Here is a 13,812-nt window from a genome sequence, read left to right on the forward strand (position 1 = left end):
GCTCATTACGGGGCGGAAGCTTGCTGGCCTCCACTGCGTAGCGCAGTTCTCTACGCCAAGTGTACAACAGCGCCGTGCTGACATCACCCTCTCGTGCAAACGCCGCGATATTGTCGCAACGCTCCATATCCGCAACCAGCGCCAGCTTCTGCTCCAGCGTCCAGATCCGCCGCCGCCCCGCCATCCCGCTCAGCAGCTCAACTCGTCGAACTGGCTTCAGAGGCACTCCAATGCGGGTGTCCAATGCGGTCGTAAGTGTGGCGTCGTCCATCCACACCCTCTGCCCCAATCAGAAAATCAGGCAAGGTGGCGCCAAAACACCACTTACGAATGGGTCGACTGCTACCGCAAGCGAACGCGAAGTCGTGGGACAAAACCGCCGTTCCTGCGCACGACGGTAAGTGTCGGGTTTCGGATAAACCTGCCGGTTGGCATGCCGGATGGCCAGCGGCGCCGTGATAATCATTGCGGCTGCCGCGCTGTCGACAAAATCCCGGTAGCGGAGACCTCTGAGAAACACCTGTTTGTCGTTACTCGATCCCACTATCCCGGAAACGATCAAATTTCAGGAATAGAGAGGGCTCTCAGAATTTTCGCCGGTTGAAATGGTGTGTCGCAGGCCGCAATTCAGATTATTGCGCATGTCTCGAACACGTACGCTCTCACCCCATGCCAGGGCGATTCTTGCCGTCCTGCTCGATGCCGGAGGCCGATGGTCTCACGGATATGAACTGGCACGGCTCGCCGATGTGAAATCCGGCACCCTCTATCCGCTTCTGATCCGCTTGGAGGCACAAGGCTACCTCGAAGCGGAATGGCAGCAGCCGGCTGAAGGAGGCCGACCGCCGCGACATGCCTACCGGCTGACGGCCAGCGGCGTGCAACTCGCCCGGGCCACCCCCCCGGGACAGACGGCGACATCTGCCGTGCCACGCCGGGAGGCGACCATATGAGCGCCGGCCTTCGCCGGGGTCTTACCGACTTGGCCTGCCGCGCGCTGCAAGCGACGTTGCCGCCCTCGTTGCAAGCGTGGGGACGGGCGGTTCGCTGCGAGGCGGCCAGCATCCCTGACGATACCAAGGCGCTCCTGTTCACGCTCGATAGCCTGTGCGGACTCATGCCGCGTGCGGTCGCGTCGCATCTTCTACAACCCTTCGCCTCGCTGACCGGCGATGGCGCTCCATTCTCCAAAGAATCGACCACCATGCACATCCTGGACGCCACGATGCGTCGCCCTCGCGCTCTTGGCATTATCTGTGCGATCAGTGCCGTTGTGCTCGGCGTTGCTTATATGGTGATCGCCTGTGCGCCAATGCGCTACCTCGGGATCAACGCCGGCGCATTGGTGATCGGCCTGACGGCTCTGTCAAAGCAAGTGCACCTGCCGCTAGGAAGTTGGCGTTAGCGGAAATTCATGCCCCGCGCCCGCAAGCCCGCCAATCCGTTTCGCTACTTCAACTCATCGCCCGAGGTGATCCGCCTGGTGGTGCTGATGTACGTTCGCTATCCTCTTTCGTTGCGAAATGTCGAAGACCTGCTCTTCGAGCGCGGCATCGACATCTGCCACGAGACGGTGCGACTCCGGTGGAACAGGTTTGGCCCGCTGTTCGCAGGCGACATTCATCGGCAGCGCATTAGCCGCATGAAGGGCTTACGCCACTGGCGCTGGCATCTTGATGAGATGTACGTCAAGATTAACGGAGAAATGGTCTATCTCTGGCGCGCCGTCGATCAGGAAGGCGAAATCCTTGAAAGCTACGTCACGAGAAAACGCGACAAAAAAGCGGCGCTCGCCTTCATGAAGAAGGCGCTCAAGCGGCATGGATCGCCAGAAGCGGTGACTACCGATGGCCTGCGCTCCTACAGCGCTGCGATGAACGAACTCGGCAACCGCGACAAGCAGGAGGTCGGACGCTGGGCCAACAACAGGGTGGAGAACAGCCACCTGCCCTTCCGACGACGAGAGCGGGCGATGCTGCGCTTCAGGCAGATGAAGGCGCTACAGAAGTTCGCCTCCGTCCATGCCAGTCTCCACAACCACTTCTCACTGGAACGTCATCTCGTCGATTGAAAGACATACAAGGAAAGACGCTCCGCGGCCCTCGCGGAGTGGCAGTCCTTTGCAAGCTATCCCCCCGCCCTCTTCGCCCGAAGTGCATCCGGTGGAGACGAGTTCGCATTAGACTGACAGCACCGCCAAGACCTTGTTTTCCTACATCCCTAGCGAACCGAGAAAGCCCAGCGTTTCCGGGCTTTTCGGGGCCTTGTTGCATAACTCTGGAAGGGTATGATGCAGTCTTTATTTGAGATTACTACGCAACGCGGACGGTATTAGGTGTGCCGATTTGCGAAAATCGATTGAGGATTGCCGCACGGACTTTGAGCTCGGTTATCTGATGATTGAAGGTGCGGGCCATGACGCGCTGACCGAGCAGCTTGAAGCAGTGCATTTTTGTTTCGACGAGGCTGCGGCGATGATAACCGCTCCACTTCTTCCAGATGGTGCGTCCAAGCCGTTTGATCGCACGCAGCGTTTCATTGCGGGCTTGCACGCCAGGGGCATCCTCCTTCCATGGTCGACCGTTGCGGCGGACCGGAATGATGGCTTGCGCCTCGCGTTCGGCGATCGCGGCATGGCACTTCTTGGTGTCGTATGCGCCGTCCCCACCGACACTGCCGATCTTCTCATCTGCCGGGATCTGCGCCAACAGATCCGGGAGGACAGGGGCATCCCCAATTGCGTTGGTGGTGACTTCAATGGCGCGGATATCAAGGTTTTCTACGTCGATCCCGATGTGCACTTTGCGCCACTGGCGACGATAGGAAGCGCCGTGCTTGCGTGTCTTCCATTCCCCTTCGCCCATCATCTTGATCCCGGTGCTGTCGATCAGAAGATGCAGACCGCCCGAACTGGGACGGCCGCCAAGCGTCACTGGCAGCGTCTTCTGACGTCGACATAGCGTCGTATAATCCGGCACCGGCCAGTTCAGATCAGCCAGCTTGAGCAGGCTTGCCACCAACCCCGTCGCCTGCCGCAACGGCAGGTTGAATAGCGCTTTCAACGTCAAGCACAGCTCAATCGCACCGTCCGAAAAACGAGCAGGGCGACCGCATGGTGCCGATAGCCACTGCATATCCGGATCAAACCAAACATCCAGAGAACCCCGCTGATTCAGCGCCGCATTATACGCGCTCCAGTTCGTCGTGCGATATTTCGGTGGGGCAAGCTTGGACATGAATGCCCCCTAACACACTCGATTCGCACAAGGAATCTCCAAGCTCAATTATGCAACAAAGCCAGCTTTCACGAGAACATATGAGATACACAGAGAGTGAAGACGCGCAAGAAATAACGCATTTCTGCGCTTCTCGAACCGGTATGACATCTACTGAAAAAAGTAAGTGGCGGAGAGGGTGGGATTCGAACCCACGGTACCCGCTAGGGCACGCCGCATTTCGAGTGCGGTACATTCGACCACTCTGCCACCTCTCCGCAGAAGGTCCGGCAGGCTGTTGAAAGCGCTGCGTTCCCGGTCGAGGGGCGGCCATTAGCGAATGAATTCACACTTGCCAAGCGGTCTTTCCGGTATTTTTCTTGTGTCCGCCGGGCAGGCTCCTAAATTGATCATATGAGAGACACGATTCAGATTTCCGGCACCGGCATCACCGCCCCGCCGATCGTCCATGCCCGCTTCAGCATCGGAGATGTGGTCAAGCACCGCATGTTCGGCTTTCGCGGGGTCGTGTTCGATATCGATCCGGTCTTCGCCAATAGCGAGGAATGGTATGAAGCGATCCCCGAACATGCCCGCCCCGACAAGCAGCAGCCTTTCTATCACCTGCTCGCCGAAAATGGGGAGTCCAGCTATGTCGCCTATGTCAGTCAACAGAATCTGGCGGCTGATGACAGCGACGAGCCGGTGGACCACCCCGCCATCACCGGCATGTTCGGCAGCTATGCGGACGGCAAATATACCCTGCGCCCGCTCCACCGCCATTAAGGCGACTGCGCCCGGCTGGCGCAAGGCGCTGGCCGTGCTGCTGGTCGCCTGCGCGACGCCGGCGGTTGCCCTCGCCGCGCCGCCGCCGGCGCCTCTGCCCAATGCCGATCCGGCCTTTCCCTTCTCCAGGGAGATCGACGCTTTTGCCAAGGCGAACAGTGCTGGCCTGCCGGTGCGCGACGCGACCCTGTTCCTGGGCAGTTCCAGCATTCGCCTGTGGGACATTGCCGGCAGCTTTCACGACATCGGCACGGTCAATCGCGGCTTCGGCGGCGCGACCACCGCGCATGTGCTGCATTATTACAAGCGCCTGTTGCCCTCCGTCCCGCCCCGGTCGATAGTCGTCTATGTCGGCGAGAATGATCTGGCTGCGGGCACATCGCCCGAAGCCGTGTCGCGCGACATATTGACGCTGCTGAAGAAATTGCGGGCCGACTATCCCCGCGCCTCGATCGCCTGGCTGTCCCTGAAGCCCAGCCCGATCCGCTGGACGTTGCGGCCCAAGATGGCGCAGGTCAACGCCGCCCTGGCCGCCCGCGCCAAAACCGACGGCTTCGACTATCTGGACGTTGGCACGGTGCTGCTGGCCCGCGACGGGCTACCCGACGCCTCGCTCTTCACGCCGGACGGACTGCATATGAATGCGCGCGGCTATCAGCGCTGGACCAGCCTGGTCGACAATTGGCTGGATCATGCGTCCCCGGCCACGACAGCCAGAAACGCCTCCTGATTGCACTTTCCGATTGATCCACGCACAAGCAAGATTATTACCAACCGTTCGATAGACGCTGCCAAGCCAGGGGATGACTGCAATGACGGACGTAACAGGCCAGGGGGCACAGACCCACGCCATGGCCGAACTGACGCTGCGCGGGGTCATACTCGGCGCGCTCATCACCCTCGTCTTCACGGCGGCGAACGTCTATCTGGGCCTCAAGATCGGCCTGACCTTCGCGACGTCGATTCCCGCCGCCGTCATCTCCATGGCGGTGCTGCGGCTGTTCGCGACCGGCACGATCCTGGAAAATAACATCGTCCAGACGATCGCGTCGGCCGCCGGTACGCTCTCGGCGATCATCTTCGTCCTGCCGGGCCTGGTCATCATCGGCTGGTGGCAGGGTTTCCCCTATTGGCTGTCGGCCTGCACCATCGCGCTGGGCGGCATATTGGGCGTGATGTATTCGGTGCCGCTGCGCCGCGCGCTCGTCACCGGGTCCGACCTGCCCTATCCCGAAGGCGTGGCTGCCGCCGAAGTGCTCAAGGTCGGCGCCGGTTCGCGTGAGGGTCTGGAAGAAAATAAGCGCGGCCTGGCCGCCATCGTCGCCAGCGCGGTCGCCGCCGCCAGCTTCTCCATAATCGCCAAGACCCGCATTCTGGCGGAGGAAGCCGCTACCTTCTTCAAGTTCGGCGCGGGCGCGACCTCCGTCTCCACCAGCTTCTCCATGGCGCTGATCGGTGTCGGCCATCTGGTCGGCCTGTCGGTGGGCGTGGCGATGTTCATAGGCCTGCTCATCAGCTGGGTCGGCCTCGTCCCCTATCTCACCACGCCGCTGCCTGCAGGCGCCGAACTGTCCGACATCGTCGGTACCGCCTTCCGCATGAAAGCGCGCTTCATCGGTGCCGGCACGATCGGCATCGCGGCGATCTGGACCCTGCTCAAAATCCTTGGCCCGATCGTCAGCGGCATTCGTTCCGCACTGGTCGCCAATGCCGCGCGCAAGTCCGGCAATGCCGCCAGCCTCGACATCACCGAACGCGACCTGCCGATCGGCATCGTCGGCGGCACCATCCTGGCCGCGCTGCTGCCCATCGGCATCCTGCTCTGGGTCTTTGCGCAAGGCGGCCCAATCGCGGCCAATCCGGTGCCGGTGATCGGCCTTACTCTGGCCTATGTGCTGGTGGCGGGCATCGTCATCGCGTCCGTCTGTGGCTATATGGCGGGCCTGATCGGCGCGTCGAACAGCCCGATTTCCGGCGTCGGCATCCTTGCCGTGCTGGGCGCGTCGCTGCTGCTGGCCGCCATCTACGGATCGGGCCATGGCGACCCGTCGCAGACGCAGGCGCTGATCGCCTATGCGCTGTTCACCACCGCGATCATCTTCGGCATCGCCACCATCTCCAACGACAATTTGCAGGATCTCAAGACCGGTCAACTCGTCGGCGCAACCCCCTGGAAGCAGCAGATCGCCCTGATCCTGGGCGTGCTGTTCGGCGCGCTGGTCATTCCGCCTGTGCTCGACCTGCTCAACAGCGCCTTCGGTTTTGCCGGCGCACCCGGTGCCGGCCCCAACGCCCTGCCCGCGCCGCAGGCTGCGCTGATCTCCGCGCTGGCGAAGGGCGTGCTGGGCGGCGACCTCGACTGGAACCTGATCGGCATCGGCGCAGGCATCGGCGTCATCGTGATCGCGATCGACGAACTGCTGGGCCGTTCCGGCAAACTGCGCCTCCCGCCGCTCGCGGTCGGCATGGGCATTTATCTGCCGATGGCGCTGACCCTGCTGATCCCGGTCGGCGCGCTGGTCGGCCATCTCTACAACCGCTGGGCGCTGCGCCAGGCGAACCCCGAATTTGCCGAACGCATGGGCGTGCTGATGGCGACCGGCTTCATCGTGGGCGAAAGCCTGTTCGGCGTCGCCTTCGCCGGCATCGTCGCCAGCACCAACAGCGATGCGCCGCTGGCGCTGGTGGCTGAAAATCACTGGTCCGTACCGCTCGCCATCCTGGTGTTCGCGGGCGCGATCGCGGGGCTCTATGCCCGGCTGAAGCGCTGGGCGTCCGATCCCTTGTAATAGTTCGTCATTTCATCGAACTGTAACGGAAACGGCATGAAGCTGTAAGGAAAGCACCGCAATTGCGCCCCCGAAGCGACGGGGCGTTGCGGCATGCGCCGCTGGACTCCCTCGCCAACAGGGAGTCCATCATGAGTCGCATCTTCCGTGGCGTCAGCCGCGCCGCCATTGTCATCGCGCTTGCCACACCCGCCGCCGCCCTTGCCGGCACGATCACCGGCACCGTCTCCGACGGCACCGGCACCCGCGCGCTCCAGTCCACACAACTGCGCATCGTCGAAAATGGCCGCGTCGCCGAAGCCGGCCGTGATGGCTCCTACCGCTTCCCTGACGTCGCCCCCGGCACCTACACGATCGAGGCCCGCTATGTCGGCGCCGATCCGGTCCGCACCACCGTCACCGTTCCCGCCAGTGGCGACATCGATGCCGACATCCGCATCGGGTCCGACGTCGACAGCTCGATCATCGTCGTCGGCCAGGTCGCCAATCAGGCTTCGGCCCTGTCCCGCCAGCGCGCCGCGGACGGCGTCGAAAGCGTCCTGACCCGCGACGCCATCGGCCAGTTTCCCGACCAGAACGTCGCCGAATCGCTTCGTCGCCTGCCCGGCGTCAACATTCTGAACGATCAGGGCGAAGGCCGCTTCGTGTCGGTCCGTGGCCTTGATCCCTCGCTCAACGCCGCGTCGATCAACGGCACCCGCCTGCCGGCGCCGGAAAGCGACACGCGCCAGGTCGCGCTGGACGTCATCCCGTCCGAACTGATCGAGTCGATCGAGATCAAGAAGTCACTGACGCCGGACATGGACGGCGACACGATCGGCGCCTCGATCGAAATCAACACGACCAGCGCCTTCGACCGCAAGAAGGATCTCTACTCGGTCAAGCTGGAAGGCAGCTATAACGAGTTCGCCGACGCGCTGACGCCCAAGGGCAGCTTCGACTTCTCGACCCGCCTGACCGATCGCCTGGGCGTTGCGGGCGGCGCCAGCTATTACAAGCGCAAGTTCGAAAGCGACAATATCGAAGCAACCGACTGGGCCACGGACGACAATGGCAATGCCTATGCCGCCGAAATCCAGTATCGCGACTATGATGTGGAACGCAAGCGCATCGGCGGGACGCTCAGCCTCGACTGGCTGGCGACCGACACGACCAAGCTCTATGCGCGCGGCATCTACAGCCAGTTCGAGGATCAGGAATATCGCGGCGACGTGATCCTGATCATGGACGAAGCGCCCAATGCCTCGACCGCGACCAGTGCGGAATTTTCATCGGAAGACGGCCGCATCGAAGTGCGCCGCCGCATGAAGGACCGCTTCGAAAAGCAGAAGATCAAGTCGCTGACGCTGGGTGGCGAAACCAATAGCGGCCCGTGGAAGATGACCTACTCTGGTGCCTGGTCGGAAGCCAGCGAGCGTGAAAACGGATCGATCGATCCGACCCGCTTCCGCGCCCGCTTCGACGAAGGCGACGACCTGACCATAGGCTTCGACTATGCCAATCCGCGCAAGCCGACCTTCACCGTCAGCGGCAACGGCGCGGACGCCTTCTACGATCCGACCAGCTATGGCTTCGACGAGCTGGAACAGACCGTCCTGTCGGACTCGCGCGACCGCGAATATGCGATCAAGGGCGATATTTCCCGCGCCTTCGCGTCCGACGCCGGCACCTTCACCGTGCAGGCCGGCATGAAGGCGCGCTGGCGCAAGAAGAGCTACAACCTCGAATCGACCCTCTACGACGGCTATGACGGCGACTATACGCTGGCGGACGTTCTGGGCGGCCAGACCTATCGCATCCAGGATATCCTGCCGCTGCCCAGCCACACCGGGCCGACCGATTTCTTCAACCAGAATCGCGACAATTTCGAACTGAACGCGATCGACACCGCGATCAACTCCAACTCGTCCGACTATTCGGTGAAGGAAGATATCCTCGCCACCTACCTGATGGGCCGTTGGGACAGCGACACGCTGCGCATCATCGGCGGCGTCCGCATGGAGCAGACGCGCAACGACATCCGCGCCAAGCTGACCCAGTTCCTGGAGGAAGGCGCGGAATATCAGGGCGCGGAACTGACCGAAGACACCGTCTTCGTCACGCCCAACCGCTTCGTGCGCAACTATACCGACTGGCTGCCCAGCCTGACTGTGCGCTATGAACCGGTCCGCAACGTCGTGCTGCGCGCCGGCGTCTATAAAAGCCTGGTCCGCCCGAACCTGTCGAGTCTGACGCCGCGCTTCACCATCAACGAAGATCTGGAAGCCGAAACCGGCAACCCGGCGCTCAACCCCTATCGCGCCTGGAACGCCGACCTGTCAGCCGAATGGTATTTCGGCACCAATGCGGCGCTGACCGGCGGTTTCTTCTGGAAGTCGATCAAGGACTTCGTGGTCGAACAGCGCACCCGGACCGGCGGCACGCTCTATGGCGTCGAATATTCGGAACTGACCAGCTTCATCAACGGCGACAAGGCCAAGGTGAAGGGCTTCGAAGTCTCCTACAGCCAGGTGATGAGCTTCCTGCCTGCGCCGTTCGACGGCCTGCTGGTCAACGCCAACTATACCTATACCGATGCCAAGGGCACGGTGCTGACCGACGGCGACATCGCCGATCCGCGCAGCATCCCGCTCGCGTCTTCGTCAAAGAACACGTTCAACCTGGTGCTGGGTTATGAAAAGGGGCCGATCTCCCTGCGCGCGGCCGGCACCTATCGTGACAAATATCTGGACGAACTGGGCGGCAATCCGGAAGAAGACCGCTATGTCGACAATCATTTCCAGATCGACCTGAGCGCCAAATATCGCCTCGCACCGGGCGTGCGGGTGTTTGCCGAATGGATCAACGTCGGCAACGAACCCTATTTCGCCTATCAGAACTATGCCGGCGGCAAGCGCCTGTTGCAGTTCGAAGAATATAACTGGACTGCGAAGTTCGGCATCACCGCCAGCTTCTGATCCCTGCGCATTCCCTTGGCTTGCCGGTCGCGCCCTCGCGCGGCCGGCAAACCCTGTTTTACGGAGGCCATGATGCTTCGACTGCCCCTGTCTGCCCTGCTTCTCGCCACCGCCGCGCCACTCATCGCCCAGCCTGCCGCCACGCCACCCGTGCCCCGCTCGGCCGGCACGCCCTATGCGGCGCGCACCCTGCCCGATCGCATCATGCTGACGCCCGCCGCCGATCCCTCACGCGGTATGGCCGTGGCCTATCGTACCGATGCGGTCCAGATCGCCAGCGAGGCGCAGATCGCCATTTCGGTTGATGGTCCCACGCTGGAGGAAAAGGCGACGACCCTCTCCGGCCCCGCCGGCACGCCCAAGGACAGCGCCAACGGCCCGGCCCTCTATCACCAGATCCGCTTCGACAACCTCACCCCCGATACCGTCTATGCCTACCGGCTGAGGGGCAGCGCAGGCTGGACCGAATGGCTGCAATTCCGCACCGCCTCGGCGCAGGCCAAGCCGTTCCGTTTCCTCTATCTGGGCGATATCCAGAACGGCATATTGACCTATGCCAGCCGCGTCATCCGTCAGGCCTTCCACGCCAATGGCGGGATCGAACTGGTCGTCCATGCCGGCGATCTCGCCGCCCAGCGCGACGATCTTGACCATGACGACGAATGGGGCGAATTCAATCAGGCGGCCGGTTACAACTGGTCGATCGTCCCGCAGCTACCCGCCACCGGCAATCATGAATATGTCGACGTGACGCTGCCCAACGGCGCCGAAAGCCGCCAGCTCGGTCCCTATTTCCCGCTGCAATTCGCGCTGCCGGACAATGGCGTGCCGGGCCTCAAGACCACTTATTACGTCGATTATCAGGGCGTGCGCTTCATCATCCTCGATGGCACCTCGGCCATCGACCTGGGCACGATGAAGCAGCAGACCCAATGGCTCGATGCAACGCTCGCCTCCAGCAAGGCCCGGTGGAATGTCGTGCTGTTCCACCAGCCCGTCTTCACCTGTGCCCGGCCGCAGGACACGGCGGAGGTGAAGACCGCATGGAAACCGGTCTTCGACAAGCGCAAGGTCGATCTGGTGCTGCAAGGCCATGACCATTGCTACAGCCGCCTGACATCCGAAGCGGGCCGTGAAGCCTCCGCACAGGCGCGCAAGGACGGCGCAATCCAGGGACCGGTCTATCTCGTCTCCGTCACCGGCTCCAAGATGTATGGCCTCAATGATCGCGCCCGGACCCAGCCGGACAAAACGGCCGAAGCGACCGAACTCTATCAGGTGGTGGACGTCGATGGCGATCGGCTGAAATTCCGCACCTTCACCGCATCAGGCAAGCTGTATGACGGCTTCGATCTGGAGAAGCGCACGGACGGCAATCACCTGACCGACACGACCGAACCCACCATCGCGGTGCGCACCTGTATGGTTTCCGGCACCGGCACTATCGGCCCCGACGGCGGCAAATGCGTCGCGCGCGGCAAATGAGGATCAGCATGATGAAGCGTTTCGCCTTCCACCTCGCCAGCCTGCTCGCTCTGGCCGGCTGCGCGACCAGCGAGAAGGAAGTACCGGTCGAAGTCCGCATCGCCAATGCGACCCCGGCGGTGCATGTCACCGCGCGCGGCGAAACCACCCCGGTCGGCACGCCCAATGCCGACGCGGCCGACGATCCGGCGATCTGGCGCAACGCCGCCAACCCGGCCGCCAGCCTGATCGTGGGCACCGACAAGAAAGCCGGCCTCTATGTCTACGGCCTGGACGGCAAGACCCGCGATTTTCTGGACGCTGGCCGGGTCAACAATGTCGACCTGCGCGACGGCGTAGCGATCAGCGGCCACAACGGCATTCTCGTCGTCGCCAGCGACCGTAACGATGTGGCGAACGCCAAACTCGCCCTGTTCCGCCTTGACCCCGGCACTGCAAAGATCAGCGCGCTGGGCAAGGTCGATGCCGGCAAGGGCGAGGCCTATGGCATTTGCATGTATCGCGCGGCAGAGGCCACCTACGCTTTCATCGTGCTGAAGGATGGCACGGTCCATCAGGTCGCCCTTGACGTATCTGGGGCAGCGCCCACAGGCAAGATCGTGCGCACGATGAAGCTCGGCACCCAGTCGGAAGGCTGCGCCGTAGATGACCGCACCGGCATCCTTTACGTGGCGGAGGAAGATGTCGGCCTGTGGCGTTTCGATGCCCGCGCAACCGGATCGACGATAGCGACGAAGATCGCGGCGGCCGATGGCAAGAATCTCGTCATGGATGCCGAAGGTGTCGCCATCGCACCCATCGGCGAGACGGACGGCTATGTCCTCGTCTCCAGCCAGGGCGACAATGCCTATGTCGCCTATCGCCTGAGCGACGATTCCTATGTCGGCCGCTTCCGAGTGGTCGACGGGAAGATCGGCGGATCGGAGGAAACCGACGGCATAGAATTGGTGCTGGGCGATTTCGGTCCCGCCTATCCGGGCGGGCTGTTCATCGCGCAGGACGGCCACAACGCGACGGCGGCGCAGAATTTCAAGCTGGCCGCCTGGGACGACATCGTGAAAGCATTGGGCCTGCCGCAATAATCTCCCGCCAATGCTGGATTGCCCTCTCCGCGCCATCAGGCGACAAGGCTGGAAAGAGCCATGGAGAGGGCATGACCATCAAGGCGACCTATGACGCAAAGCGGCTGACGGCGGATCAGGCCGTGGCACTGATCCCCAACAGCGCGAAGATCGCGACCGGCCTTGCCGTCAGCTTTCCGCCAGCACTGGCCGCCGCGCTCGCGGACCGCGTCCGCACAGGCGGCCTGCGCGACGCCAGCCTCTACACCATGCTCCCGCCCGCCACCTCGGCCGCACCGATCCTATCCCCCGACCTTGCCGACCGCATCCGTCATGTCAGCCTGTTTCACGGCGGGATAGAGCGCGCCGGCGATGCCGCGCGTCTGGACGGCGACGGGCCGCTCATTGATGTGCTGCCTGTCCAGTTCCACCAGATCCCCCGGATGCTGACCGATCATGTCGGCGCCGACACTTTCATCACTACCGTCTCCGATATGGACGCCCATGGCTGTTTCAGCCTGGGCACCGACGCCGACTATGCGCTGGCCGTGGCGCGCAGCGGCGCGCGGCTCATCGTGGAGGTGAACCCCGCCATGCCCTATGTCCATGGCGATTGCATGATCCATGTGTCGGACGTCACGGCCCTTATAGAAAACCATGTCCCGCTCTGTCAGGTGCCAGCCCTGCCCCGCAACGCGACCGACGATGCGATCGGCGCGATCATCGCGGCCATGGTGGAGGATGGCGCCTGCCTGCAAATGGGCATCGGCGCGGTGCCCGACGCGGTCTGCGCCGCGCTGTTGGGGCACCAGCATCTGGGTATCCATACCGAATTGCTCACACCCGGCCTCGTCAGCCTGATCCGCGCGGGCGTGGTCGACAACAGTGCCAAGGCGCTGCATCCGGGCAAGTCGGTCTTCACCTTCGCCATGGGCGACCAGTCGCTCTACGACTTCATCCATGACAATGATGCGGTCGCCGCGCATCCGGTCGAATATGTGAACGCCCCGCACATCATCGCGCAGAATGACCGGGTGCTGTCGGTCAATGCGACGATCCAGATGGACCTGAGCGGCGCATGCAATTCGGAACATATGAACGGGCGCCAATATAGCGGCACCGGCGGCCAGCTCGACTTCGTGCGCGGCGCCTATGCGTCGAACGGCGGCCGGTCGATCATCGCCTGCCATTCCACGGCCGCGAAGGGCAGGATATCGCGCATCGTCCCCTGGCTCGACGGCCCGGTCACGACCCCGCGGACCGACACCCATATCGTCGTCACCGAATATGGCTGGGCCGACATGAAGGGCAAGTCGCTGGCCGAACGCGCCCGCGCCCTCATCGCCATCGCCCACCCCGATTTCCGCGACGATCTGGAACGCGCCGCCCGCGAACGACGCATCCTCTAGGCTCTGTCTGCATTCACCGTATCCAGATCATGGCGCACGCGAGATGGACGAAGCCCATGAAGGCAGAGATGGTTTTCTCGCAGCGCAGGGCGATCCTTCGAAAGCGCTTG

The 13,812-nt window shown here is 62.8% G+C and carries 11 protein-coding genes, 1 tRNA gene and 2 pseudogenes; 10 read left to right on the top strand and 4 right to left on the bottom strand.

Translation table 11 applies throughout. The features are described from left to right. Positions 1–76: 76 nt before the first annotated feature. A pseudogene (locus ASE85_RS24425) lies at positions 77–271 on the bottom strand (transposase); the annotation flags it as partial. Positions 272–641: 370 nt separating this feature from the next. Between ASE85_RS24425 and ASE85_RS22510 the strand changes: the two are divergent. Genes ASE85_RS22510 through ASE85_RS13520 form a run of 3 tightly spaced genes read left to right on the top strand, consistent with a single transcriptional unit; the run spans position 642 to position 2,071 of the window. Continuing rightward, the gene (locus ASE85_RS22510) at positions 642–953 is read left to right on the top strand and encodes a PadR family transcriptional regulator (RefSeq protein WP_082462813.1); all 312 of its coding nucleotides are present in this window, start codon (positions 642–644) and stop codon (positions 951–953) included. Continuing rightward, positions 950–1,405, top strand: coding sequence for a hypothetical protein (locus tag ASE85_RS13515; RefSeq protein ID WP_056689284.1), 456 nt, complete (start codon positions 950–952; stop codon positions 1,403–1,405). Before ASE85_RS22510 ends, ASE85_RS13515 begins: the two co-directional genes overlap by 4 nt. Before the next feature lie 9 nt (positions 1,406–1,414). After that, positions 1,415–2,071: an IS6 family transposase gene (locus ASE85_RS13520; RefSeq protein ID WP_056689288.1), complete on the top strand. Its 657-nt coding sequence runs from the start codon at positions 1,415–1,417 to the stop codon at positions 2,069–2,071. A gap of 241 nt (positions 2,072–2,312) precedes the next feature. Here ASE85_RS13520 and ASE85_RS13525 read toward each other — a convergent pair whose 3' ends face one another. Both ASE85_RS13525 and ASE85_RS13530 read right to left on the bottom strand, forming a co-directional pair. Next, on the bottom strand, positions 2,313–3,236 hold the full coding sequence (locus tag ASE85_RS13525) for an IS5 family transposase (protein WP_082462814.1): 924 nt from the start codon (positions 3,234–3,236) through the stop codon (positions 2,313–2,315). Positions 3,237–3,403: 167 nt separating this feature from the next. Further along, a tRNA-Ser gene (locus tag ASE85_RS13530) sits at positions 3,404–3,493 on the bottom strand. 136 nt (positions 3,494–3,629) lie between these two features. Between ASE85_RS13530 and hspQ the strand changes: the two genes are divergently transcribed. From hspQ to ASE85_RS13565, 7 genes are all read left to right on the top strand, one after another. Continuing rightward, entirely contained in the window at positions 3,630–4,001 is a 372-nt protein-coding gene (gene hspQ, locus ASE85_RS13535) for a heat shock protein HspQ (RefSeq protein WP_056689291.1), read from the top strand. Then, a complete protein-coding gene (locus tag ASE85_RS13540; RefSeq protein WP_056689295.1) occupies positions 3,958–4,731 on the top strand; it encodes a GDSL-type esterase/lipase family protein in 774 nt (257 codons plus the stop codon). The genes hspQ and ASE85_RS13540 overlap by 44 nt, the downstream gene beginning before the upstream one ends. Positions 4,732–4,852: 121 nt before the next feature. Then, on the top strand, positions 4,853–6,790 hold the full coding sequence (locus ASE85_RS13545; RefSeq protein WP_056689310.1) for an OPT family oligopeptide transporter: 1,938 nt from the start codon (positions 4,853–4,855) through the stop codon (positions 6,788–6,790). A gap of 131 nt (positions 6,791–6,921) precedes the next feature. After that, positions 6,922–9,747: a TonB-dependent receptor gene (locus ASE85_RS13550; RefSeq protein WP_056689298.1), complete on the top strand. Its 2,826-nt coding sequence runs from the start codon at positions 6,922–6,924 to the stop codon at positions 9,745–9,747. A 72-nt stretch (positions 9,748–9,819) separates the two neighbouring features. After that, the gene (locus tag ASE85_RS13555) at positions 9,820–11,232 is read left to right on the top strand and encodes a purple acid phosphatase family protein (RefSeq protein WP_056689312.1); all 1,413 of its coding nucleotides are present in this window, start codon (positions 9,820–9,822) and stop codon (positions 11,230–11,232) included. Positions 11,233–11,240: 8 nt separating this feature from the next. Then, a complete protein-coding gene (locus tag ASE85_RS13560) occupies positions 11,241–12,314 on the top strand; it encodes a phytase (RefSeq protein ID WP_056689314.1) in 1,074 nt (357 codons plus the stop codon). A gap of 71 nt (positions 12,315–12,385) precedes the next feature. Next, the gene (locus ASE85_RS13565) at positions 12,386–13,702 is read left to right on the top strand and encodes an acetyl-CoA hydrolase/transferase family protein (RefSeq protein ID WP_056689301.1); all 1,317 of its coding nucleotides are present in this window, start codon (positions 12,386–12,388) and stop codon (positions 13,700–13,702) included. A gap of 13 nt (positions 13,703–13,715) precedes the next feature. Here ASE85_RS13565 and ASE85_RS22515 read toward each other — a convergent pair. Continuing rightward, a pseudogene (locus tag ASE85_RS22515) lies at positions 13,716–13,812 on the bottom strand (IS5-like element IS711 family transposase); the annotation flags it as partial.

It is taken from the genome of Sphingobium sp. Leaf26 (genome assembly GCF_001421665.1).
Classification (GTDB): Bacteria; Pseudomonadota; Alphaproteobacteria; order Sphingomonadales; family Sphingomonadaceae; genus Sphingobium.